Raw genomic sequence first — 23956 nt, 5'->3', positions numbered from 1 at the left:
TCCTCTCGGACCCAAATCTGCGAAGGATGTCGCCGCCCAAAGTGGCGAATACTCTGACGCAGTTGTATCCGACAGTATCAGTTCGAGAATCCCTCCTCCTGCGCTTTCGACCTCTGGGGCACAGAGGACCGATCCGTCGTCGCAAGTTCACGTGCCGCCAGCGTTTCTTCGAGGCATCGCGCAAGGGTCGTCTCCAGTTCGGGGCGGTCTTCGGGTACCGCCGCCTTTGCTCGGCGGAGAGAGACGTGGGCCTCGACGATGTGGGTTTCCACAGAAACGCCGTCTCGACTCATTACGCTCTCCTCCGATCGCTCGCCTCGATGGACTGAATCGTGATTTCTCTGTCGTTTCCTCGGTCCATCGGTGGTGATCCGCTCTCGGCTCGCTCCTGTTGTGACGGTTGGTTCATCGCTTCAGAGTCCGTATCGCTCGTTCGTATTCAGTTCGTCCTCGGCTGCCCGTTCGATATAGGGACGGATCTCACGGGCGTTTTCGGCCAGCGAAACGCTGTCTTCCGCTGGATCGTAGCGGATTATGTCGGCGTCACACAGCTTCGGAACGTGGCAGTGATAGAGCTGGGTGTACACACGCTCCCGACGCTCGCGGTAGTCGCTGTGGGGGTGGTTCCACGTCGCGATCTGCTGTGCTACAGCAGAGAGTTTGACGGGATTCTCATTCAGGTACAGACAGTAGAGTGCGGACCGTCGCGACCAGTCTGCGAGTAGCTCGTAGATCTGATCGAGTGGTATCGTCTCGTTGACCTGCCTGTGGTTCGATTGCGAGTTGCATGTTGCCATTGGTGTGATCTTGTGTTTGGTAACGGGAAGCCGATACCCCACCGGAGAGGTTTCGTTCTTCCGTGCCTGTTCTCTCGATTGACTGGACGGGTAAACTCGTTCTCTACATATCTAAAAACCGCTAGCCATAGACTCACAGCGGTAACACATATCTTCGGCGTAGATCCTCTGTGGCCGCATTATTCTCCCGTTGGTCAGCTCACACGGCAGATGGAACGGGTTCTAGATATCTAAATCCAATACGCTAAGTCATCCGACTACGGAAGGAGGGTATGAGTACTGGCTCGGAACAACGATCGGAATCAGCTCTGTTTCGATCCGTTTTCGATACGCTATCGTCCAGTGTGGCCGTTCTCGACGCCGACGGGAATACGGTGGCCACGAACCGTCCGTGGGAAGAGTTCGCTCGACAGCATCAGCTTCGGGAGACGCTCGGGGGCGATGGCGTGGCACATCTCGAGGACGCAGACGGCGTCGCAGTCGAAGACGCGGCGCGAGCTACCGCCGGCATCGCCGCGACGCTCGATGGCGACCGCGATCAGTTCGAGTTCGAGTATCCCAGCAAGGCGGCCGATCGCACGCGATGGTTCCGGATGCGGGTGCAGTCGTCTATTCACGAGGACGAGCGATATCTGACGGTGAGCCACACCGACATCACAGAACGTCGAACGCGTGAGACGACGTTTCGGTCCGCCTACGAGATCACGACGCGGAACGGCGAATCGTTCGACCAAAAGATCACGGCGCTTCTGGAAGTCGTGCGCCAAGCGATCGGGACGACGTACGCGACGTTCTCTCACATCGACGGATCAGACTACGTGTTCGAGGCGGTTGCCGCCGCGACTGGGGAGGATCTCGAGGCCGGTGAGACGGTTCCGGTCGAGGAGCTTCCGAACTGCAAGCACGTCTTCGACACCGGTGACCCGCTCGTGCTCGACGACGTCGCGGCCCAAGCTCCCGCGCTCGCCGATCCGACTTGGGGGATCGCCGCGTATCTGGGGGCCCCCGTGACCGTCGACGGGAAGCCGTATGGCACGTTTTGCTTCTACAGTACGGAACCACGTGACGCAGCGTTCACCGAGTGGGAGGTGACTCTCGTCGAACTCCTCGGCGACTGGATCAGTTACGAACTCGGGCGACGAGAGCGAACGCAGAAACTCCGGCACCTCAAGGAGAACCTCTCAGACGTCGTCTGGATGAGCACTCCGGATAAAGACGAGATCGAATTCGTCAGCGACTCCTACGAAGCGGTCTGGGGACGGCCGACCGAATCGCTCCGGGAGGAGCCGACGTCGTTCGTCGAAGCGATCCATCCGGAAGACCGCGATCGTGTTTCGCGGGCACTGGCCGACCAGCGGACCCAACCCGATGCCTACGAAACGGAGTATCGCATCGTGCGACCGGACGGGAGCGTCAGATGGATCCACGACGAGGCCGTCGGGGTGCAGACGGACGGAGAGCTCGAGCGGATCATCGGCATCGCGACAGACGTCACAGAGCGCGTCGAGCACGAGCGGGAACTCGCCTATCAGACGGCTCTTCTGGAGGCGCAAACGGAAACGACGATCGACGGCCTGCTGCTCGTCGATACCGACCGCTCGGTCCGCTATCACAACAATCGGTTTCTGGACATCTGGGACCTGTCGGCCGAGACGGTATCCGCGCAATCGGGGGAGCAACTGCTCGAACAGGTCCGTGACCGGCTCGCCGAGCCGGATGAGTTTATGCGGGGAGTCGAACGGCTGCACGCCAATCCCACGGAACAAAGCCGGGATACGATCGAACTGACCGACGGTCGATGGTTGGACCGATACTCGGCACCGGTTATCGGCTATGACGGGACCCATTACGGTCGCCTCTGGGTCTTCCGCGACATCACAGAGCGCATTGAACACGAGATGACGCTCGAACGACAGCACGACAGGCTCGCACAGTTACAGCGGGTCAACGACATCGTGCGGAAAACCATACAGGCGCTTCAGGACACCAAGACCCGAAAGGAGATCGAAGCCGAAGTCTGCGCGAAACTGACGGAAACGAATCTCTACCAAGCGGCTTGGATCGCCGGGAAGGCGGAAACGCCGACCGGCGAGGTCACCATCGACGTGCGGACCGCAGTCGGTGTCGAGGATTCGTATTTCGAGGACATCTCGGAGCCTCCGGCTGGTCCCGCCCAGAAAGCGATTCAGACCGGCACGGTGCAGGTCGTCGACGACGTCAGTACGTCGGAGTCGTTCCCGGCGGTGAGACGCGAGACGGCACTGGCCCACGACCACCAGACGCTCGCAGCGATCCCACTCGCGAAGGCAGACCTGACATACGGGGCGCTCGTGGTCTATGCGCCGCCGACGCACACGATCAGCGAGACGGAGCAGGACGTTCTCGCCGATCTCGGGCGAAGCATCGCCCTGGCGATCCAGCGAGTCCACAGCCAGTGCTCTCTGAGCGCGGCCACACTCGTTTCGCTGTCGTTCCGGATTCCGGATTCCGAGTTCGTGTTCGGAACCGTCTCGGAAGATCTGGACTGCGAGCTCACGCTGGAACGGCGTATCGCCGGGCAGAGGGGCGAGATGATCTATTACGTGACGGTCGACGGAGGCGACCCGGCCACAGTGTGTGACCGATTAGCCGCGGATCCGTTGATCACCACCTGTCGCATCGTTCGAGACGGAACGACAGCGAAACGGGCGATGCTAGAGGCCCATCTGAACGAGGAGTGTCAGGTCCCACTGGACATCCTCACGGATTACGGCGGGTCGATACGAGATGCACGCGCGGCTGACGGCGACATCTCGATCCGCGCGGAGTTACCGTCCGAAGTCGACATCAGCACACTCTACGCCGACCTGCAGTCGGTCGCTCCATCGATAGAGTTAGTCAGCAAACGCCACGTCGATCGGCCGGCGCGAACGGCGGCCGAGTTGCGAAACCGCGTCACAGAACAGCTCACGGAGAAACAACGGTCTGCGTTGAAAGCGACCTACGCTCGCGGATACTACGCGTGGCCCCGCGAGAGCACCCTCGAAGAGATCTCCGAAACCTTCGATATCTCGGGGCCGACGATGCACTATCGGCTACGAAAGGCACAGGAAACGGTTATCGGATCCGTCCTCGAGGGGACGGACATCTGACTGTCGAAGGGGGAGTTCATCCTGAGTAGGCCCGTCTCGAATCTTTGTGAAAACTTCACGTCTGTTTCGAGTATAGCGGCGGCTCGCGAGTATGGTTATCGCACGAAGTTGGGTGGCTGGGGAGTTGTACGGCCCCAAATCACCCGACCCATCGCGGGGATGGATCGATATGGGCCAACGCGGAGTCTGATTAGTGCGATTCCGATTCGACCCCCAAGCAGTAATGCGATTTTTGATCATAGATCCTCCGCAATGAAGTCCTTTCGACGAAGCATTTGCTCGCGCTTCGACGCCTGATCATAATGTCGGTCAAGTGTGTCTTCCGTCGCGTCAGCTCGATCACTCAATACTGCCTTCGGCGTGCCAGCATCGAGGTGAGCAGTAAGCGAACCCGTCCGAACCTTGTGGGGAGATCGGGACGAGGGGCAGGTACTCGCGCCATCGTGTCGCGCCGCGTCACACTCCTCCGGGTCGCGATCGTGCGGACACTCCACGCCGTACTTGCATGGGCGAGTGATCCGGTACATATCCTGCTTGATCGTACCCAGAGCCACCCGTCCGTACTGCGTCGTCAGCAGCGGAGCACGGTCGTAGTCGTCGAAGGTCCTCCTCCGAGGACCGTCGATGTAATCACGAAGGACCTGCGCCAGTTTCTCGCTCTTCACCAGACAGTCCCGTTCCGACCACTTCCCGTTCTTCAGCGGCGTATCCGACTCCGGACGGTGCCGGAACTTGAGGACCGGAGAGTCGTCATCATCGTCGAAATCACGGAGATCGAGCGCACGGATCCCGCCTCGACGAGCCGACAGTCTCCACATCAAGAGGAGTTCGACGTGCTCCCGAGATGCGTACTTGTACCGATTGAGATATTCGAGAAGCGTACGCGCGCGAGCAGTTTCAAGCAGCTCCTCGTTGACATCCTCTCCCTTCCGGACTGTAGGGAGGAGGATTTTCTCTGCGACATCAGGATCAGCGGCTTCGACTGACGCGAGCACGCGAAGGAACTGCCGAATGGTCGAGATCTGGCCCTGGAGAGAGACCTTTTTCAGATCGTCATTCTCTCGACGATCGACACGGTAATTGTGGATCGTCAGCCCGTCAACTTCGGCCATACTCGAAATGCCCTGCTCGTCGAGCCAGTCGACGAACGCCTGGATTCGATAGCCGTGACTTTGCCGCGTCGCGTCGCTGAGATCATCCCAACGCTGTTGTAGGTAAATGTCCTTTGCGACGCTCGGAGCGACGTCTCGGAGATCGTCACTCATCGGTATCCTCCACGAGTAGCGGTACGTCCATCCAGACGCCAGCGACCCGGTTTTCGTTCTCAGAGTTCGCCGCGATCATCGCCGGTTCTGAGTCTCGATAGAGGCCGACGGGATTGCCACTGTAATCGACAGTGACGTGTAGGTGTTCTTCAACCACCAGCTGCGTTGCTGGGTCGTCGTCGGACTGATCAGAGTTGTTTTCAAACTGTAGCGCCTTCGAATCCGTGCGGGCTTTGCCCGTATTGCTGGCTTCACTCATCACGAGGAACGAAGCCACCTTATCGGGGCCGTGTCCTAGCACGGTCCCGGCTTCTACCAGCCGGCCAGAGTCATCAGTATCCTACCCAGTGGCTTCGCAGATCCACCTATACCCCCATTGTGCATAAATGCACGGATTGGAATTATTTGGCTATTTAGTTCTTCTGTACTCAATGTGGTATAATTAAACCGGTGTGGCTGTATACACACAATTGAATGCGGAAATCTGCCGCTTGGATGACTCTCTGGGATGACCGAATACTGGAGATAATTCGCGAGGAAGATTCAGGATCTGCGACCAAGCTCGCTAACCATAGATACATCCGAGTCTCCCGATCTCAAGTCTCACGCAGGCTGAAGAAGCTTGCAAGTCACGGGCTGCTCCAAGAACTGGAGAATGGCGTGTATGTACTCACAGATTCTGGTGAGGAATATCTCGAAGGTAATCTAGACGCTGGTGACCTGTCGGAATCGAATGAAGAACGTGGGTCTACGATGGCATAAATGAAAGCTAGAAAATCGGCAAATTGGATGCAGCAGGTCGATGAACGTATACTAGAACATCTTTCCGAGGAAGGATGGGCAAGCCCTCGAACAATGGTATCCGATTCTCGATTTAGTAAATTGAAGGTTTCACGAGCACACGTCCGGGAAAGATGTGAGGAGCTAACTCGAAGAGAACTGATTGCTCCGATCTACAGCGATATGTATGAAATCACCTCAGAAGGATTGGCGTATCTGCGCGGCGATCTCGATGCTGGGCACCTTAGAAGGTGGCCTATGAGGAAATACTAATCGTCGTCAGAGTAGAGTTGCGCGACCCCCCGCAAGGAGGGGCCGCGCAATCCACTAGCGACCACCCATATAGAAGGTCATATGGGTAGGGGGGCAGGTGGGTGAGCGAAATGTGACGCCTGTTCATCGAGAATATTTTATAGGAACAAGGATGTCAACAGGGCCTAAATTTTGAAAAATTAGTCTGGGAAGTCATTGCCGATAAGTGTCTCACTGATTCGAAACCTCATTTCGACACCATACAATTTCCTATGAAGGTAATTTACAGTGTCCCAAGCGCTTGAAATCTCTGAATTTATTTCATCAACATCTTCAATTATTTCGGTCACATCGGCATTATGAACCAGCTTGTTTCTTTTCCGATATGTGTCCCGAAGTTGATCTTTTTCTCCACTGTCAATGACTCCGGTTACAAACAATAACCACTCACGCTGCGACTGAGATTTATTAGCTATATCCCGTTCAACCCGATTACTTCTACGGTTAGAATCAACCACATCATTCAGAATAAGTTCAGTTGAAAATTCCTCTATCAATACACCTACTTGGCTATAAAATGAGATCAGTTCAGAGTTAATCGCTAACCAGTGAAGTTCCTTAGAGCTGATCTTTGCGTCCTCTGGCAGATCTCGCTCAGGAAGGGAACCCTCGACGATTTCCTGAATGTTTTTGCGCATTTCGTTTAATCGCATTACTTGACGGTCGGTATTCGAGACTGTATCCGAAAGGTAGTACAAAAGGTCAGGTAAACCGGAGCCAAAGGACCCCTCAAATGTTGATTCTTGAGTAGTAAGAACAGTTGCTACGCTATCAAGCTCTGAATCGTGAGTTTGTGTAATGAAATCTTTCAGTAGTTCCAACTCCCGACTCGACAAACCATTCAGTTCAACCATAGTACGATAAATCTCTTTTACCAATCCATTAAGTAATTACTACAACATATCGAGACCATCAATGACCGGAGAAGAAATCTGTACGATAAAAAACATCCACGTAGAAGAGTGTGGAGAACCACCTGAGATCGACTATGGAAAATATTCCTACGTAAGCTATTTTGAAGGTATACACGGGGATCAGTCGTTCTTTCTCTATGACTCGAGGAATGAAGAGGTAATAGTCTACTTGGCAGATGCTGGTTGGGATAATCCTCAGAAGATATCAGCACAACGGGTCCTAAACAATGAAACTGTACCCAAAGGAGACGATATTGGAATTCTCCCTGAAAAGTCTGAAAAAGCTTGGCTGAAAGCTTGTAAAATGGCAGTGAAAGCCCAGATAGCACAGGACTTGAGGTGAGATACCAAAGTACCTACGAATGAATAGGGAGTACTTCAAAAATCCCTCCACTCGACGGTACGGCCACGTTCCGGGCGTGCGGCTACCGCCGTTCCGGGCATACGCTGGGTCCGTTGCGTTTCGCTCCGGTCACGCTTGCCCGCGACCGCAGTCACGAGGAACCGCCCCGGAGGAGAGTGGGCCTCACTCGGTTGGGCCACGATCTTGAAGCTCTGCTAAGAGCGCGGGCCAAGAGAGGTCGAGATCGAACAGGTTCGAGCGGAGGTTCCAACTCCACGGAGCCGGTTCGTCGGGATCGTACGCTACCGATGTCGCTTCGAGTGATTCGACCGAGCCACCGAACAATTGATCTGTCGGTCGATCCGAGTTCGCGGGCCACTCACGGTAGAAGTCGATCGTTTTCGGTTCCGTCTTGTAGAACGCCAGCGACGTGAGCCGCTTCATCTCCGGATCGACGTCCTTCCCCGTGTGACCGATCACGATGACAAGCTCAACGCCGAGTTTGCTCATCCGCTTGAGCAGCGGCGACCACTGGGTCGCGACGTCGCGGGAGTTTGTCCGTGCGTCGAAGTGGGTCGAGCCCTCATCGATCACGACTGCTTTCGGAACGTCGCGGTTCTCCAGCAGGGACAGCGCGAGATCGTGGCAGGTCGTCACCCGTTCGTCGACGATCCCCGCGCGGGCGTTGCTCAGGACGAGTAGATCATCCCAGAGCGTCCGACCGAGTTCGACGAGGAGCCACGCGGAATTAGTCTTCCCCGTGTTCGGATCACCAGCAGCGAGCACCGTCGTTAATGCGCCGTCGCGATCGAGTTCGTCGAGGATTGAAGCCGGGAGTGTGAGGGCGCTGGCGTCGAGATCCTGTTCAGTAATCCCGACGAGATACGACATCGCTTCGCCGTCGCCCTGTTTGACCGCTTTGGTGGCGCTCTCCGTTCGAAGGTGTGCGTCAACGACTTGGCCGAGCTGCGTCTCCTCGAACGCGCCAAGCTCCTCACTGATCGGTTCGTCGTGGAGGAATGAGAGGACGTCGTGATCCTCTTGAGAAAGCGGAAGCCCAGCGTGTGAGAGTAGGCCAGCTTCGTTGTCCATCCGACCACGCGCTTGCTCGAAGAGCTTTGCAGCCGTAAGTAGGCGTTCGTCGACGTCAGTCATCGGCAGCGGCCTCCGTTTGCTTCGAGGCAGATGCGTCCGCAGCTGATTCGATCTTGTCCTCGAAGTCGTCGAGCGGGTCATCGTTGCGACCCTGCACGTGGCGGTCGAGATCGAACTGTTCAATGGCGTCGTCGATCGCGCGATTGATCGACTCGCCTCGATCCGGAAGGGTCGACTTCTCGAAGGTCTGGACCACGGAGAGGACCGCTTGCCTCGTGGCAGATCGGACGATCGAGAACACTTGAGTCTCGATCGCGAACCCGCGCTGGGCGTCTTCTTCGAGGACGTTCCGCAGCTCGTGGACCTTCGACAGCGCAGTCATCAGCTCTCGATCGTCGAGTGTTCCGGGCCAGACGCCGCTGACTGTGTTCTCGTCGAGATTTACGTTCTTCCCGAACGCGAGCGACGGACTGGACCAGTAGAGTTGCCCGTCGACGACGTCGACCTCTTTCCAGCGGGGGCGAGGCCAGCGGTAGATTCCGGCACCGTCGAGATCGAGTAAGTCGACGTCGACGAGCCAGACCCAGCCGGGGCCGTCGAACAGATCAGCAGCGCGGCCAGCGGTCCATCTTCCGAGGGTGAACGTCGAAATGATGAACGCGATTCCGCCGACTTTGACGGTTCGAGGAACATCCGTTCCGGTCACGAGCAGGACGGCGACCGCGACCAGTGCAACACCGCCGAGGAGGTACTTCCCACGGACGACGAGCCAGACGAGCGCCCGAAACCATCGTGGGTCGTCAGGGCGGTCTGAGTGACCCGTGCGCGTCTCCTCAGCCGTGGTCTCTTTGGGATCGTTCTGTGAATCGGATTGTTCAGTCATTACGCGACACGCTCCCCGTCTTTGTTGACCGCAGAGCGTTCAAGCACGAGCCTGTACAGGACCATCAGCGCGACGCCCGCCGCGGAGGCCGCGCCAGCGTCGCGGACGTCAGCGCCCGACCACGGGCCAGAGAGCAGCGCCGAGCCTTCCGTCGTTTTGACGAAGTGGAGTTCGCCGTTCTCTCGTGAGAGATCCGTCGAGATCCAGACCCGAGAGTTCGGGGGCGCTTCGATCTGTACCTCCGTCCGTTCACCGGGATTCAGGTTCGCGGTTTGGAACGACGCGGAGCCGGTCGAGGCATCCGTGTCCTCGATGACGAGCAGTTGGACTGGGGCGTAGCGTTGAGACTCGAACGTCAGCGTGAGCACGCCAGCGTCTCGATCGTAGGATTTCTCGACGAGATCCGTACGCCCGTCGAGCGCGAGGATCGCGGTGGAGTTGTCCTGACTTTGGGGTGTGGCCGTCGAGTTGTTCGGTTGGTCGATCGCTTGTGCCGCCGCTGGTGGCGCGACGAGCAGCGCGAGCAATACTACAGCTATGAGTACGGGTTTGTGGTTCATGTCGAAGTGGGTAGGGGTAAGAAGTTAGTTCACTACCACGGGAAGATCGCGGACCACGACCAGCTCGGGATGCCGAGGGCATCGCCGAGGAGATCGAGGCCGGTCGCGATCACGTCGACGCCAGCGGCTTCGAGGCCGAGGACGATCAGCGCGATCGCGGCGATCTGCCTGATTGGTAGGAGTGAAGTCAGGAGCCAGTACATTCTACTGGTTGCCCCTCCCGAGCAGCAGGGCTGCCCCAGCGAGTGCAGCGACGGCGATGATGGTGTTCTGACCGAGACCAGAGCCATCAGAGCCACCGCCGCCGTCAGGTTCGCGGGCTTCGATCTCTGCACGGAGATCGGTTAGCTGCTGCTGCATTTCCAGCAGTTCAGACGTGTTCGACGTCTTGTAGACGTACTTGGTGGTGTCGACAGTCGTGGTGTTCTGACCATCGCGGTTACGCATCTGTTCGATTGTGAAATTCTCGCCTTCTGCGAAGTCGATCTTTTTACCTTCGACAGTCGCCATAAACACCGGACCCTCGATGTTCGCGGAATCATAGGTGGTGTTGGTGTTCCACGAGCCGTTCGGAGCTTCGTGGGCGAGCACAATGCCGGTGTAGGAGCTGCCGTTGTAGGCGACATCCATCGTCCCTGACGACGACATATTGGGCGTGTCGAACCCCATCAGAGAGAGCGCACCGACGGTATTGTACAGCGAATCGTTCGAGTCGTACTCAGTTCCGTACTCGAACATCGCGGTGTTCGCCGAGATCACGTCTGAGGCGTTGATCTCGCCGCTCTCGAAGTCTGAATACGTCGCATTGACGAACGTTTCTGACTCGTCACGGAGAGATTCCGAATTGGTCTCTATTTCATTCCAAGCGCCGATATAATCCCACGGAGCAAATGCTTCTTTATGCTCATACGATTCAGTTGGGGGTTCAACCCAAAGAACCATATCAAATTCAGTATATGGATCTCCGAAATCGCCTTGAGTTATACCCGAGGCTCCAGTTGGAACCCACGCACCCTTAGTAGTTTCATCAGGGTATTCAAGACGGAATTCAGTAGCATTAACCTCAGTTCCGTCCAGCGTTGTTACAGAATTATTGTAGAAGTCAGGCAAGTATACACGGTCATCACCGGGGTAGTAATTCCTAATGAAATCATTAGGAACAGCAGACTCATTTTCAGCAGTTTCATGTAGATACTCAATATTTGCTAAATGAGTGTTCCATTGTCTAACTAGATTCTCTTGGCGGACAGAATAATAGTCGTCAATTGCTTCCTTTGCCTTTACCCTTGCGACAGACTCGGAAGATCCATTCTTATACGCCTCAGCAACAGCCACCTGCATCTTCATCCATGCGACAGATTCAGAGTCTTCGAGGTGATTATTTGTCGAAGTGATGTAGTGGTCTGAATTTTCCTGCTGAGCTACGACCGATTCGTAAATATCTAACTTGGTCTGATTTCCGTCCGACTCTTTCATCTCCTCGATTTCATCATTCGGAGACTGGCAGACGCTGTAGTCAGAGCCGGTGAGGGTGTTGGCGAAGGTAACGCCGAGGAGGTAGTCGAGGCCACCGCAGGCGGCTTCGCCAGCCTCCTGTTCAGTTGTAGCAGCAGCAGGCGCGGCAATTCCCGAGGAGACCACGAGGAACGCGGCGAAGATCGCGAAGATGCGCTTACGCATCGGGATCACCACCAAGGTCGCGGATCTCTTGATCGGTGAGGCCGTCGGGCAGCTCGTCGCCGTCGCGGTGACGAACGAGCTCGTCGACAGCATAAATCATACCGAGCGCCAGCGGAACGGAGACGATCAGCGTTCCGGAGCCATCGTAGACCGTGAGATCAGTGATGACAGCGGCGAGCGTCGAGAAGCCAGCGCCGAGGACGACCGAGACAGCCGCAGATGCGCGGCTCATAGACCGCCCTCTGTGACGAGTTTCGAGACAGCTGCGAACGCAGTCGCAGCCGCTGCGGACAGTACCACTAGCCGGTCAATCTCGTGAAAAACGTGTGACATTAGAGGAACCTCAGCGAACGGCTACGAACCAGCCGAACAGGGTCGCGAAGAACGCGAGCTGTGCGCCGAGCGGATCACCGATCGAGTTCAGGAGATCGGGAATCTGTGAGGTGTACTGGTAGCCGAGGGTGAGAACTGGCACGAGGCCGAGGCTCACCTGCTCCCACGTTTCGTAGTGCTCGAAGCGCTTCGTCTCCGAGGACATAAACGCGGCAGCGTACACGGCGATGCCCGCGAGGGCAGCGTGTTCAGCCGTGAGCGAGTAGTTCGAGAGCCAGACGAGTGTGATCTCCGTGACGCCGCCGAACTGATACAGCGAGGTGGCGACGAACGCGACGGAGAAGATCGCCGGGAGCGTTCGGAGGTTCGCGTACTCCGAGATCGCACCGGAGAACGACGAGCTGTAGGATGATCTGGATGTCATCAGAGATCACCCGCTCATCTGCCGGACTTCCCAAATGTTGAACTCGACCTCTTCGTCAGCTCCGTCAGGCGTGAACGTCCGGATCTCTTCGGTTTTCTTGAACCCAAGGACAAGCCCCTCAGCGGAACCGTGTTTGTCGGCGAGGGAGTCGAGTGTGCGGTCGATCTGGTTGTTCGAGAACATCACCACGACGTCGCCGAGGCCGCGCGCGATTTCGAGGACATCGTTGGGATATTTCTGCGATTCTTGACGCTTGCGCAGCTCGCCCACGACGGACTCGCCTGCGTCAAGTTCGATCCATTCTGCGTCGTCGTCACCGGATTGGTTCGGTGCGTCGACGACTTCCATTTCGTCGAAACTTGGGGTTTCAGTCGACATCTGCAAATACAGATAGAGGACCTTCGAAGGTAGCAGCGCCGACAGCCGGGTGAAAGTGATAAGATTTCATAAAAGCCATTCTGTATTTAGGTAGAAAGTAATGGAGACTCATTCGCAGCAAACCAGTTTGTGAAAAAACATTATTAGGGTGGACGTGTTCGGAGGTATCATCCCGTCAAGTATTCTCACATATGTCCGAAGCAATTGAATTTTCATGGTCGAGACACACGGTGATTGACGACAGTGAACTTCTGAAATATATTTATGAAGTTGAATCTTGGGAGGGTGGCACGCTGAAAGTTGATTCATATTGTATCAAGCCATCAGCTGGTACTTTGAACCAAAGTGGATTCATCCAATTCTTAAGAAATCAACTGCCTCGGTTCGTATTCTCACAATCAGAAAGGGATGATAGAGACTGGCCAGGGTGGGATGCTCCTGAGTTCATAAGCGAAAAAGAAGATGATGACAATGTCGGAATCGTCGGTGAATTAATTCTGTTCGTACTGGTCGATGCAATATTGAATATGCCTATGGTCTGCCACAAAGTCTCATTAAAACAAGATCCGGTACAAGCAGTCAAGGGATCAGATGGACTATTTTTTGGGGAATTTCGAGGAAAAGACGCCCTCGCATTTGGTGAGGCAAAGTTCAAGACACAACGGTCTACAGCGATTACAGAAGCAATTGAGGATACGGAACGGTTTCACGGCCCTGAAGGACACAGTAAGAAGGGATTCGAACTTGACGTTGCTTCAAGGACTCTAAGTGAGGATTTGAATGAAGAAGAAGTACGGCGGATAGCAGAAACACTTTCACCAGAGACTACACAACATCGGGAAATACATCCGGTATTTATTGGATATGAAGATGATAATTTGGCGGAATTTCAAATGGAGTGTGATGATGAGGAGGAGTTGATAGAACGCATCGCTACCCGTGTTTCTGATTCTGATCTAAAAGCATATGTGAAAGAAAAAATTGAGGAAGAACATCCGGAAATGCAGAAATATTGGATGATTTTCTTTTTGTTCCCTATAGAGGACACGACTAATTTCAAATCTGAATGGCAAAATGCTGTGTTCAATAGTCCAGGAGGTAACTAATGTCAACGTATGAGGCTGCTGCTCAATTAGATTTCTTTAATCAGTGTCTAGATGAGCTAGTTGTCGAGCTGGTACGAGATGATCTGGACGTACGTAGTCACGGATTTGGGCTGGATGAATTTGCTGAAACTCCAGTTAGATCTGTTGACGAAGAAGAAGTGAATAAATGCGCTTGGATCGCTTCAGTATTAGCTTCTAGCGGAAACGAGGACCACCGGAGAAAGGCACTTGCTTTTGGTGTTCTGAGTTATATTCGATCAACAAAAAATGACGTCAATGAGGCTCAAGAGGAGGCATATAGAAGGTATCTGTATATAATATTAGCAAGGTTAGGTAACTTACCCGCATTCAATAACATAGATGCTACAGAAACTGAGCTTACTTTTGAACAACAACTTGTTAGGTCAGTTGACTCTGTTCTCGGTGCAGAGTTAGTGAGTACGCGAGATGAGTATGAACTTGAATCAGGACCTATCCTTTCAAAATTTCAAAATGATATATATAAGCATTTGATTGCAGGTCGTAATGTTGCGATTTCTGGCCCAACGTCCTCTGGTAAGTCGTTTATTCTACAGCAATATATTGAGAAAAAAGTTAGTGAAGAAGAACAATTCCAAGCGATCTATGTAGTTCCAACGAGAGCATTAATTTCCGAAGTCAGTCGAGATCTTTCCCAGTTAGAGGGGGTGACAGTTAGACCGGGAATGTACTTTGATCAAACCGATGAAAATGCTACGGAAGATATTGAAAAAGATCTATTCCTTGTCGTGACACCAGAGAGGTGCCGGAGAATCGTGGATCCAGATATCCGTACTGAAATTGAGCCAGATTTAGTCTTTTTCGACGAAGTACAAAACATAGAGGACGATGAGCGAGGAGTGCTATTCGAGGGAGTAGTCGAACTGTTGAATCAGTATTATCCAGATTCCCAGATTGTCGCTGCTGGTCCTTATCTAGATAACCCAGGAGAAACATTAGAAGCGCTCACGAATAACGAGGTGGCAGAAGTTCAGAGCGCATTCACACCAGTATTGCAACTGAAAGTTAGTCTTCAGTTTAGGCCTGGACGCAATACAGACATTTCTGCGAAAGTTCACTCACCTTCTGGTGAAATTCGTCGAATTGATATTCCAGAACCAGAAGATCTGAGTTATACCCAGGTGGATACAAATAAGACAGAATCACTTCCAACGATTCTTGAGGAATTCGCCAAGAACAGCAAAACATTGGTATATTCTGGAAAGAAGAACTACGCTGAAAAGCGTGCAAAGCGTATAGCGAATTCGAAGGAAAAGCAACCACTATCTCCGGATTTAGAAGAGCTGAAATCTTTCTTAACCAAAGCGATTCACAAGGACTATTCGTTAATCGAATGTCTTGAGAGGGGAGTTGCATTTCATCACGGAAATGTTCCCAAGTTTGCCCGTGAAGAAATCGAGGAGATCTACAGCGAGACAGGAGATCTACATACAATTGTTACTACACCAACATTGATGCAGGGTGTGAACCTTCCCGCTGAAAAGATCTTTTTGGTCGGAGCTAAGAAAGGGAGTGAAGATCTATCGGATTTCGAGTTCAATAACCTAATTGGGCGAGTTGGTAGAGTCGATACCAAACTCTACGGGGCCATTTACTGCATCGAAACGCAAAATGATGAATGGGCAGATGAAAAGCTGTCTGGAGCTGGTGAAAAAGAAGTTGAACCAGCCACAAATCAAGCAGTTAGCAAGGTAGAAGAGTTAATTTCAGCAATTGAATCAAAAGATCTGACTTCGGTCGAAGACATTGGGGTCAAGTACACAGCCATTCTCTTGCGGGGAAGATATCTCAAAGAGGACAAATCTGTGAGGTCTTTCTTAGAGAATAAAGGTATGCAAGATGAGAACATTAAGAAAATCCAATCATCACTTGAGGAGGTACTGGAAGAAGTCAACCTCCCTAACAAGTATCTAAGAAAGAATCCAACTGTTGATCCAGTAAAACTTGATCAACTATATCACTTGGTTGATAATAATGTAGGAGATTGGATTATTGAAAACCGCTACCAGAATCTATATTCCAACTTGCTAAGTGTTACAAGGAATCTGAATCGGGTGTTCAAATTCTCAAGGGATAAAGAGTATGATATAACACCAGAAAATATTGAAACAGAATGTCCAGTACTAGAACCAATAGTCGTCAATGCAACTCAATGGCTTGAGGGTAGCTCTTATGGAGATCTGATCGAAAGCAGACGTAATCATAAATCAACTCCGGATGATGAATCCATAGACCGATCTATTCGAGAAACAATGAGTATAGTAGATCAAGATATTTGCTTTAGATTGGTGAAGTACTTCGGGATTTTAATTACTATTTTGGAAGATATAAAGGAAGACGAAACACCAAGCTGGATGCTCCAACTGGATAGTATGCTTGAGATGGGATCTATGAATATTGCAGAGCTTAAATTAATGTCCGCAGGGGTCGATCGATCAGTGGCAGTTGACCTCCAAATTCCACTGGATGTTGAGGAGCCTCAAGACTTTCTTAGGTCTAATCCAAACTTTGTGCCGTCATTTCATAAAAAGCATCTTGAGAAACAGGATATCCTATAAACAATACAGTGATCATCGTTAGGCTGAAAGCAGTCCTAACATTCAATCGTCGTTTTCGAGTATTGAAACGGAGACGTAGGAAAGATTGAGAGTCTAACCAGTGACCAGCCTAGCCAGAGTATCTAACGCAGCCTAAGACTCTCCCCAAATCTCCACAATTGGTGGCGGTCGATCAGTTTCAATCGAAACCAAGGTTTCATCAGGGTCGTGCATATTGTCCTCTAAAACTTCGAGAGAAGCAGCCTGTGAGGTCGAAGCTGGCATATCCCAGTAGGCATACGCGCCGAGGTAGTCAATCGATACCCAGTAATCTGTAGAGAGTTCTCGAAGCGTCGCTTGGGCACGCCCGGATTCGAGGAGATCATCCAGATCTGGCTCGTGAACCCACGTTTCAGCATACTCCCGCGATAGCTCGATTACTGTATCCTGAGAGGCCCATTCAGCAGCTTCGCGAGCCTCACCTTCGATTTCCGGTGGTTCCGGATCGATCGATTTCTCGATTCCGCGCGACGTCGACCAGAATTGTTTATCTGTGGCCCAGTAGAGCGCCAGTTTCCAGACGGCTTCTTTCGAATCATCCTCTCCAGAGGTGAGCGTTTCTCGATCATCAAAGGATTCAGCGACGTCAGCGAGCGCACCGTAGGTTGCACTCAAGTACTTTCCAAGGTAGGAACCGGCGGTTTTCTGAAAGATGATCTCATCGTCACCTTCCATATCGACGAGATCGTGTTGACCAGCTCGTTCCGCAGCCTCTTCGCGAGAGAGATCGTTATCCCCGTAGCGGTACCAGTCGACCCAACCATCAGCGGAGTTGAACCGCACGCCGTCGAGATCGTGTTCTCGTCGGTACCAGTTGAGGATCGTCTCCTCTGTGAACTCGTGGACAACCTGCCACGCTCCCTCTTCGTCGAGCGAGGAGCCAGTAAACGGTACGAGGTCGAGTATACCGTTGTCATCGGGGTTGTCAGGATCACCAGCTGGGCGGAGGTCGTCGCGGTAGACCAGCGGACGCACGTCGACGATCGAGCCCTGCCCATAGTCTGACCACTTCTGAGACAGCTCTCCTTTGTCGATCAGCCACGGCATTCCATCGCTCTCGCGACGTGGCGGGTTGAAATGCAGCGTGTGGAGGTGAGGAAGGCCACCCGACGCGTATTCGAGGACCTTCACGTAGTCGAGCGTCTGCCGAGGGCGGCCAGTCACCTTGCCGTCAAGATCCGGACGCCAGCCAGTGACACCCATTTCGCGAGTGTCGGCCTTCGTCGAGGGATCAGCTGAAAAGTACTGCCGGAGCCGGTGAAAGTTCGGATTGATATTTTGTATGGAATCGAGCAGTGAGTCGTGCTGCTTCGGATCGGTCGTTAGCGTTGAAAATGCCGCAGTCGCTCCCGGTTCGGCGCGCGCGTCAAGCGCATCCTGTAGCCGTGCGAAAGAGCGCCCGTGGCGATCTTCGGAATTGAAGCGCGTCTTGTACTGTTTGGTCATCCGACGCGTTTCGGTACCCTTCCGAGAACGAACGTGGACATCGAAGGCCAGTCTGAAATCGTCGATACGCCGAATGTAACGAAGCAGACCCTCAGCGGCAGCCGATTTCTGAGCATCTGAAAGATGGGATTCGACCGAGGAGAGGACGCGACGGACGAAATGGCGGTCTGAAAGCGTGCCGTCGTTGGGGGTCTCTGTTTCACTAATGCCTGATGAAATCAAGTCAAGAAGCCGCAGGGTTGGGATGACCCGGGTCGAGGAGCCGCCGCTTTCGAGCTGTACGAATCCGGCAGTTTCAGCGGCTTTCGTGAATCGGTATGCAAATTGGTATTCGGAATTGCTCCCGTCAAGCTGCTCCTCAGCTAATTTACGTTCAGCAATGCGATCGAGGGCGGCATCGTGGCGCTCCTCAGCGGTGTTCCAGTCGAGATCGGCGAATCCGACTGTGTTACGCCACGGATCTTTGCCGTAGAGTCTGAGTCCGTACAGACCTACGTGGACGAGTTTAGAGCGGAGGATTCCCTCAGGGTGTTCAGCGACGAGCTGTAGAAGTCGCGCACGGTCGCGATCGCGTTCAGTATATGATCCGTCGAGCAGTTGGCCTCGACCAAGGAGTCCTTCCTCTTCGAGTTCGCGAAGAAGGTACTCACGTAAGGGTGATGTGTTACATTCACCCGAAGTCGAGGCCCCCGCGCTCATCCACGCGAGGGAAGCTCAGTTTGGTCAGTGGAGTCCGCACCGTGCCGCCCAGCCGCTCGTTTGCCGCCTCCCGCCGGTCGGCGGCTTGCGCGGCTCCGGGCCCCCGTGGGAAGGGGCCGCTCCGCCGCTTGCGGTGGAAGGTCGAAATCATAGAGCAGTGAATGGGCTGCCCAGACGAGCGCGGGATGGAGCTGATCGACGGGATCACCTCGATCAGGAACGGGGACCGAATGGCAGGTTTTGCATTCCCGATAGCGCGCGCGGGATTGTTTACGCTGGGCGACACATCCGTCTCGACAGCTCCGACAATTGTACCGAACGAACCCCGTACCGAGGCGTTTGAACCTCACCGGAGCCACCTCCGGCGAATTCTCTCATTTCTGCTTTCGGCTAAGACTAACCGCCCGACTGCGCGGAGGGGTGGTAAGGAACGTTCTGGTACAAGACGAGAGACTACCGTCTCAGATTTGTTAGAACGTCGAAGTTGGGTGGCTGGGGAGTTGTACGGCCCCAAATCACCCGACCCATCGCGGGGATGGATCGATATGGGCCAACGCGGATTTGAACCGCGGACCTCCCGGTTATCAGCCGAGCGCTCAACCTGACTGAGCTATTGGCCCAGGTGAGCGCATCTATCCGTTGTTCGATGAGTAGTTTAAGGGTTTCCTTTCGACCGCAGTTGGACACGCAGTGACGGGGTTCGACCCCCCGTAATTCGGCTCAGAAACGGCCCGCAGTCAGGTATTGTCGTCGCCGGAGCGACCGTACTCTTCGGGGTCAAGATTGACCACGTCGTCGCCGTCGTTCGGGAAGCCACCGACCCACACGTTGCCGGTGACGAAGCCGCCGGTCTGGCGGTCCAGATAGGGGCGGACGACGTAGCGCTTCAGCAGTTCCCGAATCGGATATCGGGTCACCGGCAGCGCGAGCGCGAATCCGAGGACGTCGGTGACGATTCCGGGTGTCAGGAGGAACGCTCCGGCGGCGATCAACAGGCCACCGTCGAGCAGTTCGTTCGTCGGAGCCTCGCCCGTCGCGGCCTTCCGCTGGATCTTCGCCAGCGTGTGTCGGCCCTCCGCGCGGACGAGGAGCATCCCGAGCAGTCCGGTGAGGATGACGAGGAGGACAGTCGGCACGAAGCCGATCGCCTGCGCGACCGGCAGCAACAGCAACGTGTCGGCGAGCGGGATCGCGAGCAGAATGGCGATGACCCAGCGCGTTCGCATACGCCCCCGTTTGGGACCGCCGTTCATAGCCCTTGTGTCGCAGCGATAGTGTTCGAGGTGTGCTCGGGTCCGCAGTGGTGACGTCCCGATGGACGCGAAGCGTCCATCGACGTCCGGTTCGTTCCACTCACGGGACTCCCACCTTAGCAGTCGTGAAGTTGCAATCGCGTATCCAAACTCGATCTGCCATCGAGCGAAGTCGTCAGCGATCGCGATGCCTCGAAGGGCTTACCCGCGGTCGCATCCGAGCGCAGGTATGACCGACGACAGGACGCACGTCGAGTGGCGCGAGTGGGGCCCCGCGCCCTTCGAGGAGGCCCGCGCGGCCGACCGCCCAGTCCTTCTCGCGCTCACCGCGACGTGGTGCGACAGCTGTCACGAGATGGACGCCGAGACCTACGGTGAACCGCGGATCGCCGCGAACGTCAACGACGGATTCGTGCCGATCCGCGTCGACGTCGACCGCCACCCGCGCGTCCGCGAGCGGTACAATATGGGCGGCTTTCCATCGACGGTGTTCTGTACGCCGTCGGGGAAGGTCATCACCGGCGCGACGTACCTCGCGCCCGACGGGATGCGACAGGTGCTCGACTCCGTCCGCGATGTCTGGACCGACCGCGGCGACGACGCCGGCCGGATCCCGCGGGCGCTCGCGGGGAAGTCGACCCCCGCGGGTCCCGTCGACGAGCGGATCGAATCACATCTGGCGGGCCAACTCGACGAGAAGTGGGACCCGCGATTCGCCGGGTGGGGCACCGACGCGAAGTTCCCCCTGCCGCGGACGATCGAGTTCGCGCTCAAGCGCGCCCGCGGGCGGGCGGTCGAAACGCTCGGCGTGATCGGCGAGTCGCTCTACGACGCCGACGAGGGTGGATTCTACCGGTACGCGGAGGGCCGCGACTGGACCGACCCGCACACCGAGAAGGTCCTCGACGCCAACGCCGCGCTCGTTCGCGCGTTCGCGAACGGCTACCTCTACACCGGCGACGAGTCGCTGCTCGACCCCGCGTTCGGAACGCAAGAGTTCCTGATCGACCGCCTCTGGAACGGCGCGGCCTTCGGCGGCAGCGTCGCGCCGGTGGAAAGCGCGGACGTCGAACGCGACGACATCGGTACCGCCTCGGATCTCGGCCCGCGCCGCGATCTCACGGCCTACGCTGGCGGCAACGCGCTTCTCGCGGACGCGCTCTTGACGCTGGCAGCCTACACCGACGACGACACGGCGCGGGAGTACGCCACGCGCGTCCTCGAAGAACTCGACGCGGAGCACGTCGCCGACGACGGGACGGTCGCTCACACGGATTCGGGCGAACCGCGACTCCTGCTCGAAGACCACGCCCGCGTCGTCGCCGCGTTCACGCGGGCGCGACAGGTCCTCGGACCGGACGCGCTCGCCACCGAACGGACACCACTGGATGTCGCGCGGTTCGTTGCGGACCGCGCGATCGACGAACTGCAGGAATCCGAGGGAGCGTTCCGCGACGGGCCGGACGAGGGCGTCGGCCTCCTCGACGAACCGCTCCGGCCGCTCGACGGGGGCGTCGAGATGGCGGAGGCGCTGCTCGACCTCGCCGCCGTCCTCGGTACGGTCGAGGACGATCCGAGCGGAGATGTCGGTGACGGCCACGCGACCCCGTCGCGATACGTCGACGCGGCGCACGCGGGGACCGCGGCGTTCGCGGGCGCGTGGGACCGGATCGGAATCCAGGTCGCCGGCTACGGCTCGGTGGCGGCGCGGCTCACGCGCCCGGATCTGGTCGTCGCCGTCGGCCGGGGCGCAGGAAGCGACCTTCATCGGGCAGCGCTCCGCGTCGCCGACCACGAGGCCGTCGTCGTGCCCGACGCACCAGATGTCGCCGACGGCGTCGCGGTCGCGTCCCGCGGCGACGAGCGTCGCGAGTCGACGACGCCCGACGAGTTGATGGAGTCGGTCGCGGCGCTCACGAGCGGCGAGTGATCGCGTTCCGACGACGCAGCGAACCGTAAACCGCCGATTCGTTTTTATTTGTGGGAGCGGAGCGTGAGGTATGGCGAGCCTCAGGGATCTCGGGCTGTCGGAGTACGAAACGCGCGCGTACCGGTCGTTGCTCAGAACGGGTCCGACAACCGCCAAAGAGTTGTCTCGGGCGAGCGACGTCCCGATGGGACGGATCTACGACGTGCTGAACAGCCTCGAACAGCACAGCCTCGTCAGGAGTCAGGCGGCGAGCCGTCCGAAGAAGTACGTCGCCGTCGAACCCGACACGGCGCTCGATCGGCTGTTAGAGAGCAAACGACGTGAGTTAGCGGAAAAGGCCGACCAGTACGAGAGCGTCGTCGACGAACTCAACACGGAGTTAGAGACCGCCGAGCCGGTCCAAAGCCAGTTTTGGACCGCCGCGGTCGGCACCGACGAGTGGATCGAACTCCTCGTCGAGCGACTCGCTGCCGCGGACGACTCACTCGTCGTCGTCTCCGGCGACGTCTCTCCGCAGTTCGACCTCGGCGCGGTCGGCGAGCGGGTGACCGAGGAGCTCGCATCCGCGTTAGAGCGCGGTGTCGACGTCTCCGTGTTGATGTCGCCGGAACTGGTCTCGTCGCTCCCGCCGAGCGTCGGCGAGCGGTACTCCGACACGCTCGCGGATCACCCGTCCTTTTCGGTCCGGACCGCGCCGGAGCTCTCGGGGACGTTCGAGCTCATCGACGACGTCGAAGTCTGTATCGAGGTGCCGAACCCGCTGGACCCCGGGCAGGCGTTCGCGATGATCGACCTGAAAGACCCGGAGTTCGCCGCCGACGTTCGATCGCTGTTCGATCCGCGATGGGAGGCCGCAGAGCCGCTGTCGCTGTCGGCGCTCGCGAACGAAGAGTAGTCACGAACGCGCTCGTTTTCGCAGTTGTCGGGAATTACCTACTAGTCGTCGAAAACCGTTCCGCAGTCGTCGAGAATCGCGTCAGTGTTCGCCGTTCAGTTCCGCCCGGAGCTGTTCGAGCGTGACCTCGCGCTCGGCGTGGGCGTTGTGCTGGTGGATCGACTCGTCGTTCGACTGCTTCATGTGGACGACCGCGTCGTCGGCGAGGTGGTCGAACTCGTCGAGGACCTGCTCGGCCATCGAGCGGACGCAGTCTTCGACGAACTTCGCGTCCGCGTGCGCGTGGTAGGTCATATAGTCCTCGTCGGGGCGCTTCGCGAGGTTGTAGATCCGCGCCGACATCGAGTCGCGGGCGACCTCGACGATGTCCATCAGATCGACGTCGGGCGACCCCTCGGTCGTGATCGTCAGCGTCGCGTGGCCGCGCTGGGAGTGGCCCGGCTGTGGCACTTGCTCTAAGAACTCCTCGATCGTCTCGTCGTCGACCGCGAGATCGCGCAGCACGTCGCGGGCGCGCGAGGCCGACATCCCCTGCGAGCACGGACAGACCGTCATCCCGACGACCTCCGCACCGATCTCCTCGCGGGTTCCCTCCTCGGTGGCCGTCGCGCTGGCGACGATCTTGATCGTGCTCTGGGTCGGGAGTTCGCTCGCGGGCGTGTCCTCGCGGACGACGAAGTCCGCGGTCATCCGAACCTCCGCGGTCGAGGTGTACTCGTGCTTTTCGAGCAGGCGGTCGGCGACGTCGCCGCAGAGGTCCTCGACGCGGTAGGCGGGCTCGGCGACGGCGGATTCGAGCGTCTCGTCGATGACCTGCATATTCCGGCTCATATCGATGCCCTTGCGGCCGCTGGGCAGGTCCACGAACACCTCGAACTCCGCCGTCAGAATCAGCGGGCGCTTGCCGTCGCGGGCGAGCTTGACGAGTTTGTCGACGCCTGTGACACCGACCTGACTCAGCCCGACCGTGACGTCCGGCTCGCTCGCCTGCACGTCGGGAAGCTGGTGACTCATTGTCACTCGGGAGGGACGGAGTTCGATTAACGCTTTCGTTAGCCGAAGACTGAGCGGCGAGCGGGACCGCTCGCCACGGGCA

At 56.4% G+C, this 23956-nt stretch carries 22 protein-coding genes and 1 tRNA gene; 6 read left to right on the top strand and 17 right to left on the bottom strand.

Features of this window, described 5'->3' with window-relative positions:
- Positions 1-77: 77 nt before the first annotated feature.
- Together U5919_RS12705 and U5919_RS12700 are read right to left on the bottom strand one after the other, a co-directional pair.
- On the bottom strand, positions 78-293 hold the full coding sequence (locus U5919_RS12705) for a hypothetical protein (RefSeq protein ID WP_336024780.1): 216 nt from the start codon (positions 291-293) through the stop codon (positions 78-80).
- A 120-nt stretch (positions 294-413) separates the two neighbouring features.
- The gene (locus U5919_RS12700) at positions 414-797 is read right to left on the bottom strand and encodes a DUF7344 domain-containing protein (RefSeq protein ID WP_336024779.1); all 384 of its coding nucleotides are present in this window, start codon (positions 795-797) and stop codon (positions 414-416) included.
- Between the two features lie 344 nt (positions 798-1141).
- Between U5919_RS12700 and U5919_RS12695 the strand changes: the two genes are divergently transcribed.
- Positions 1142-3928 (top strand): bacterio-opsin activator domain-containing protein, encoded by a 2787-nt coding sequence (locus U5919_RS12695; RefSeq protein ID WP_336024778.1) that lies wholly within the window; start codon positions 1142-1144, stop codon positions 3926-3928.
- A 236-nt stretch (positions 3929-4164) separates the two neighbouring features.
- Here the strand turns inward: U5919_RS12695 and U5919_RS12690 are convergent, their stop codons facing one another.
- The 3 genes from U5919_RS12690 to U5919_RS12680 all read right to left on the bottom strand — a co-directional run bounded on the left by U5919_RS12690 (position 4165) and on the right by U5919_RS12680 (position 7139).
- On the bottom strand, positions 4165-5193 hold the full coding sequence (locus U5919_RS12690; protein ID WP_336024777.1) for a site-specific integrase: 1029 nt from the start codon (positions 5191-5193) through the stop codon (positions 4165-4167).
- The gene (locus U5919_RS12685) at positions 5186-5452 is read right to left on the bottom strand and encodes a hypothetical protein (protein WP_336024776.1); all 267 of its coding nucleotides are present in this window, start codon (positions 5450-5452) and stop codon (positions 5186-5188) included. The genes U5919_RS12690 and U5919_RS12685 overlap by 8 nt, the downstream gene beginning before the upstream one ends.
- Positions 5453-6425: 973 nt before the next feature.
- Positions 6426-7139, bottom strand: a complete 714-nt coding sequence (locus U5919_RS12680; RefSeq protein WP_336024775.1) for a hypothetical protein — start codon at positions 7137-7139, stop codon at positions 6426-6428.
- Between the two features lie 61 nt (positions 7140-7200).
- On the opposite strand from U5919_RS12680, the gene U5919_RS12675 reads away from it, so the two are divergent.
- Positions 7201-7542: a hypothetical protein gene (locus U5919_RS12675; RefSeq protein ID WP_336024774.1), complete on the top strand. Its 342-nt coding sequence runs from the start codon at positions 7201-7203 to the stop codon at positions 7540-7542.
- A 183-nt stretch (positions 7543-7725) separates the two neighbouring features.
- On the opposite strand, the gene U5919_RS12670 is transcribed toward U5919_RS12675, so the two are convergent.
- From U5919_RS12670 to U5919_RS12635, 8 genes are all read right to left on the bottom strand, one after another.
- On the bottom strand, positions 7726-8697 hold the full coding sequence (locus U5919_RS12670) for a hypothetical protein (protein WP_336024773.1): 972 nt from the start codon (positions 8695-8697) through the stop codon (positions 7726-7728).
- Complete coding sequence (locus tag U5919_RS12665; protein ID WP_336024772.1) at positions 8690-9520, bottom strand: DUF8125 domain-containing protein; 831 nt, start codon at positions 9518-9520, stop codon at positions 8690-8692. The genes U5919_RS12670 and U5919_RS12665 overlap by 8 nt, the downstream gene beginning before the upstream one ends.
- The gene (locus U5919_RS12660; RefSeq protein WP_336024771.1) at positions 9520-10080 is read right to left on the bottom strand and encodes a DUF8063 family protein; all 561 of its coding nucleotides are present in this window, start codon (positions 10078-10080) and stop codon (positions 9520-9522) included. The genes U5919_RS12665 and U5919_RS12660 overlap by 1 nt, the downstream gene beginning before the upstream one ends.
- A gap of 32 nt (positions 10081-10112) precedes the next feature.
- The gene (locus tag U5919_RS12655) at positions 10113-10283 is read right to left on the bottom strand and encodes a hypothetical protein (RefSeq protein WP_336024770.1); all 171 of its coding nucleotides are present in this window, start codon (positions 10281-10283) and stop codon (positions 10113-10115) included.
- Position 10284: 1 nt separating this feature from the next.
- Positions 10285-11760, bottom strand: a complete 1476-nt coding sequence (locus tag U5919_RS12650) for an Env/VP5 family phage fusion protein (RefSeq protein ID WP_336024769.1) — start codon at positions 11758-11760, stop codon at positions 10285-10287.
- Positions 11753-11992 carry a hypothetical protein gene (locus U5919_RS12645; RefSeq protein ID WP_336024768.1) on the bottom strand — a complete coding sequence of 80 codons (240 nt, stop codon included), beginning with the start codon at positions 11990-11992 and terminating at the stop codon, positions 11753-11755. The genes U5919_RS12650 and U5919_RS12645 overlap by 8 nt, the downstream gene beginning before the upstream one ends.
- Before the next feature lie 111 nt (positions 11993-12103).
- A complete protein-coding gene (locus U5919_RS12640; RefSeq protein WP_336024767.1) occupies positions 12104-12517 on the bottom strand; it encodes a DUF8023 family protein in 414 nt (137 codons plus the stop codon).
- Between the two features lie 6 nt (positions 12518-12523).
- The gene (locus U5919_RS12635; RefSeq protein ID WP_336024766.1) at positions 12524-12895 is read right to left on the bottom strand and encodes a hypothetical protein; all 372 of its coding nucleotides are present in this window, start codon (positions 12893-12895) and stop codon (positions 12524-12526) included.
- Positions 12896-13086: 191 nt separating this feature from the next.
- Between U5919_RS12635 and U5919_RS12630 the strand changes: the two genes are divergently transcribed.
- Together U5919_RS12630 and U5919_RS12625 are read left to right on the top strand one after the other, a co-directional pair.
- Positions 13087-14001, top strand: coding sequence for a HamA C-terminal domain-containing protein (locus U5919_RS12630; protein WP_336024765.1), 915 nt, complete (start codon positions 13087-13089; stop codon positions 13999-14001).
- Complete coding sequence (locus U5919_RS12625; RefSeq protein ID WP_336024764.1) at positions 14001-16598, top strand: DEAD/DEAH box helicase; 2598 nt, start codon at positions 14001-14003, stop codon at positions 16596-16598. The genes U5919_RS12630 and U5919_RS12625 overlap by 1 nt, the downstream gene beginning before the upstream one ends.
- Before the next feature lie 132 nt (positions 16599-16730).
- On the opposite strand, the gene U5919_RS12620 is transcribed toward U5919_RS12625, so the two are convergent.
- From U5919_RS12620 to U5919_RS12610, 3 genes are all read right to left on the bottom strand, one after another.
- Positions 16731-18782: a DUF8148 domain-containing protein gene (locus U5919_RS12620; protein WP_336024763.1), complete on the bottom strand. Its 2052-nt coding sequence runs from the start codon at positions 18780-18782 to the stop codon at positions 16731-16733.
- Between the two features lie 546 nt (positions 18783-19328).
- Positions 19329-19402: transfer RNA gene (locus U5919_RS12615), tRNA-Ile, on the bottom strand.
- 117 nt (positions 19403-19519) lie between these two features.
- Complete coding sequence (locus U5919_RS12610; protein WP_336024762.1) at positions 19520-20008, bottom strand: FxsA family protein; 489 nt, start codon at positions 20006-20008, stop codon at positions 19520-19522.
- A 256-nt stretch (positions 20009-20264) separates the two neighbouring features.
- On the opposite strand from U5919_RS12610, the gene U5919_RS12605 reads away from it, so the two are divergent.
- Positions 20265-21965, top strand: a complete 1701-nt coding sequence (locus U5919_RS12605; RefSeq protein WP_336024761.1) for a DUF255 domain-containing protein — start codon at positions 20265-20267, stop codon at positions 21963-21965.
- A 70-nt stretch (positions 21966-22035) separates the two neighbouring features.
- Positions 22036-22860, top strand: coding sequence for a TrmB family transcriptional regulator (locus U5919_RS12600; RefSeq protein ID WP_336024760.1), 825 nt, complete (start codon positions 22036-22038; stop codon positions 22858-22860).
- Positions 22861-22941: 81 nt separating this feature from the next.
- Here U5919_RS12600 and mptA read toward each other — a convergent pair whose 3' ends face one another.
- Positions 22942-23874, bottom strand: coding sequence for a GTP cyclohydrolase MptA (mptA, locus tag U5919_RS12595; protein WP_336024759.1), 933 nt, complete (start codon positions 23872-23874; stop codon positions 22942-22944).
- Positions 23875-23956: the final 82 nt, after the last annotated feature.

The sequence above is a fragment of the Halobellus sp. LT62 genome, from assembly GCF_037031285.1.
Taxonomy (GTDB): domain Archaea; phylum Halobacteriota; class Halobacteria; order Halobacteriales; family Haloferacaceae; genus Haloquadratum; species Haloquadratum salinisoli.
Note: the sequence above shows the minus strand (reverse complement) of the source record. Positions and strands in the feature narration are given on the sequence as shown.

Excerpts from the sequence above, each read along its gene's own strand:
- U5919_RS12705 (WP_336024780.1), bottom strand. The coding sequence starts at position 293 with ATGAGTCGAGACGGCGTTTCTGTGGAAACCCACATCGTCGAGGCCCAC.
- U5919_RS12700 (WP_336024779.1), bottom strand. The coding sequence starts at position 797 with ATGGCAACATGCAACTCGCAATCGAACCACAGGCAGGTCAACGAGACG.
- U5919_RS12690 (WP_336024777.1), bottom strand. The coding sequence starts at position 5,193 with ATGAGTGACGATCTCCGAGACGTCGCTCCGAGCGTCGCAAAGGACATT.
- U5919_RS12685 (WP_336024776.1), bottom strand. The coding sequence starts at position 5,452 with ATGAGTGAAGCCAGCAATACGGGCAAAGCCCGCACGGATTCGAAGGCG.
- U5919_RS12680 (WP_336024775.1), bottom strand. The coding sequence starts at position 7,139 with ATGGTTGAACTGAATGGTTTGTCGAGTCGGGAGTTGGAACTACTGAAA.
- U5919_RS12675 (WP_336024774.1), top strand. The coding sequence starts at position 7,201 with ATGACCGGAGAAGAAATCTGTACGATAAAAAACATCCACGTAGAAGAG.
- U5919_RS12670 (WP_336024773.1), bottom strand. The coding sequence starts at position 8,697 with ATGACTGACGTCGACGAACGCCTACTTACGGCTGCAAAGCTCTTCGAG.
- U5919_RS12665 (WP_336024772.1), bottom strand. The coding sequence starts at position 9,520 with ATGACTGAACAATCCGATTCACAGAACGATCCCAAAGAGACCACGGCT.
- U5919_RS12660 (WP_336024771.1), bottom strand. The coding sequence starts at position 10,080 with ATGAACCACAAACCCGTACTCATAGCTGTAGTATTGCTCGCGCTGCTC.
- U5919_RS12655 (WP_336024770.1), bottom strand. The coding sequence starts at position 10,283 with ATGTACTGGCTCCTGACTTCACTCCTACCAATCAGGCAGATCGCCGCG.
- U5919_RS12650 (WP_336024769.1), bottom strand. The coding sequence starts at position 11,760 with ATGCGTAAGCGCATCTTCGCGATCTTCGCCGCGTTCCTCGTGGTCTCC.
- U5919_RS12645 (WP_336024768.1), bottom strand. The coding sequence starts at position 11,992 with ATGAGCCGCGCATCTGCGGCTGTCTCGGTCGTCCTCGGCGCTGGCTTC.
- U5919_RS12640 (WP_336024767.1), bottom strand. The coding sequence starts at position 12,517 with ATGACATCCAGATCATCCTACAGCTCGTCGTTCTCCGGTGCGATCTCG.
- U5919_RS12635 (WP_336024766.1), bottom strand. The coding sequence starts at position 12,895 with ATGTCGACTGAAACCCCAAGTTTCGACGAAATGGAAGTCGTCGACGCA.
- U5919_RS12630 (WP_336024765.1), top strand. The coding sequence starts at position 13,087 with ATGTCCGAAGCAATTGAATTTTCATGGTCGAGACACACGGTGATTGAC.
- U5919_RS12625 (WP_336024764.1), top strand. The coding sequence starts at position 14,001 with ATGTCAACGTATGAGGCTGCTGCTCAATTAGATTTCTTTAATCAGTGT.
- U5919_RS12620 (WP_336024763.1), bottom strand. The coding sequence starts at position 18,782 with ATGAGCGCGGGGGCCTCGACTTCGGGTGAATGTAACACATCACCCTTA.
- U5919_RS12610 (WP_336024762.1), bottom strand. The coding sequence starts at position 20,008 with ATGCGAACGCGCTGGGTCATCGCCATTCTGCTCGCGATCCCGCTCGCC.
- U5919_RS12605 (WP_336024761.1), top strand. The coding sequence starts at position 20,265 with ATGACCGACGACAGGACGCACGTCGAGTGGCGCGAGTGGGGCCCCGCG.
- U5919_RS12600 (WP_336024760.1), top strand. The coding sequence starts at position 22,036 with ATGGCGAGCCTCAGGGATCTCGGGCTGTCGGAGTACGAAACGCGCGCG.
- mptA (WP_336024759.1), bottom strand. The coding sequence starts at position 23,874 with ATGAGTCACCAGCTTCCCGACGTGCAGGCGAGCGAGCCGGACGTCACG.